The sequence below is a fragment of the Lactobacillus sp. UCMA15818 genome (assembly GCF_030400225.1).
In the GTDB taxonomy this organism is placed as follows: Bacteria; Bacillota; Bacilli; order Lactobacillales; family Lactobacillaceae; genus Liquorilactobacillus.
This window is the reverse complement of record NZ_VJYB01000034.1, coordinates 1-1568: the sequence shown is the minus strand read 5'-3', so window position 1 is coordinate 1568 and position 1568 is coordinate 1. Positions and strand designations below refer to the sequence as shown.

The window sequence follows — 1568 nt, the reverse complement described above, 5'->3', positions numbered from 1 at the left end:
CCCTGGGACTTCGAGTTCGTATTTTAAAATGACTTCCTTTACTTTCTACGCACAAATATGATTTAAGATTGAGGACCCTTTGAGGCCGTGTTTAGGAAATGATATCTGCGTTGAAAGTTTAGTTTAGCTTCACAAATTTAATTAGGAGGGTGATTTTCTTGTCTGACGTTATCGCATTAGATGTTTCGAAAAATCATAGTTATGTTGTTTGGTATCAAGGTCAACGCTGCCTTGCTGAATTTGATTGTCTGCACAATCAAAGTGGTTTTAAGCATCTCAAAAGAATTATCACTATTGCCAAAAATCCAATTGTTTATTTTGAAGCTACTGGTGTTTATTCTCGACCAATTGCTCGTTTTTGTCAGGACAATCATTTATTGTATGTTTGTCTGAATCCTTTGGAACTGCATTTACATTCTGAAAGTTTACGCCGACTTAAAACTGATAAACTTGATGCCCATAAAATAGCCCATTCTGTTATAGAAAACGATTATCGTTTAACTTGTCCCTGGGATAAATCAGTTTGTCAGTTACGTGAACTCTCCCGTTTTTACAATCGAGTTATTGCTGATCTCAAACTAAAACAAGTTAAACTCTATACAGCGCTCCAACAAACATTTCCAGAAGAAGAACAGCTCTTTATTAGTCGTGTCTCAAAATTAGCGTTAAATGTAATTTTGTTATTCCCTCATCCTGATTTTGTTAAAGAGTTCTCTCGGACTCGACTCAAAAATAAGTTAATTTCAGAAACTGATAAAAAACTTTCACAAGCTAAGGGTTTAAAATATGCAGAAAAATTACTTGCGTTTGCTCAAACTAGCTATCCCGCTGCTGACGCTGATAGTATCCAAGTTCAAGAAGTTCAATATTACTGTCGCCAATTAATCGATTTAACCAAGGAAAAAGAAGCCTTAATCCGGCAAATGACGAAGATCGCCCAAGAACTTCCTGCCTTTGAAATTTACACTTCAATTCCAGGAATTGGTTCTTCAACAGCTGCCCAATTAATTGGTGAATTGGGCGATCTCACTCGCTTTGATAATTCAAATCAAATTAATGCTTACGTTGGAATTGATATAAAACGATACCAGTCTGGTGGTTATCAACGGCAAGATCATATTAATAAACGTGGTAATTCACACGCTAGAGCGCTTGTTTATCTAATAGTTCGTAATATGATTCGGCAAAAGGCTGCCGCGCCTAATCACATTGTTGATTACTATTACCAATTAAAAAAGCGACCTCTCCCTAAACGAGATAAAGTCGCGATTGTTGCCTGTATGAACAGGACTTTAAAGTGTCTTTACGCCATGGCTATGGCCAACACCAAGTATGTTTACGCATACGCGGACTCGAAGTCCATTAAAAGTGAGAGTTAGCTCACTCCCAACTGTATAATAGCTCTTTCCGCAATTTTTTAAAAGCAATATCTTGCGGTTATTTTCTTGTACTTAAATTTGAGGACAAAAAGCTACAACCTTCAAATAAGTTAAAATATTAATCCAATTCTCAATCACTAGTTCAAAGATTAAAAAAATAAGAAATTAGAGGCTTGACTAAACGTAGGA

The 1568-nt window shown here is 36.1% G+C and carries 1 protein-coding gene; it reads left to right on the top strand.

What is annotated here, in order from left to right; genetic code table 11:
- The first annotated feature begins 158 nt into the window (after window positions 1–158).
- Window positions 159–1379, top strand: coding sequence for an IS110 family transposase (locus FFX44_RS12535; RefSeq protein ID WP_289981759.1), 1221 nt, complete (start codon window positions 159–161; stop codon window positions 1377–1379).
- The last annotated feature ends 189 nt before the right edge of the window (window positions 1380–1568 follow it).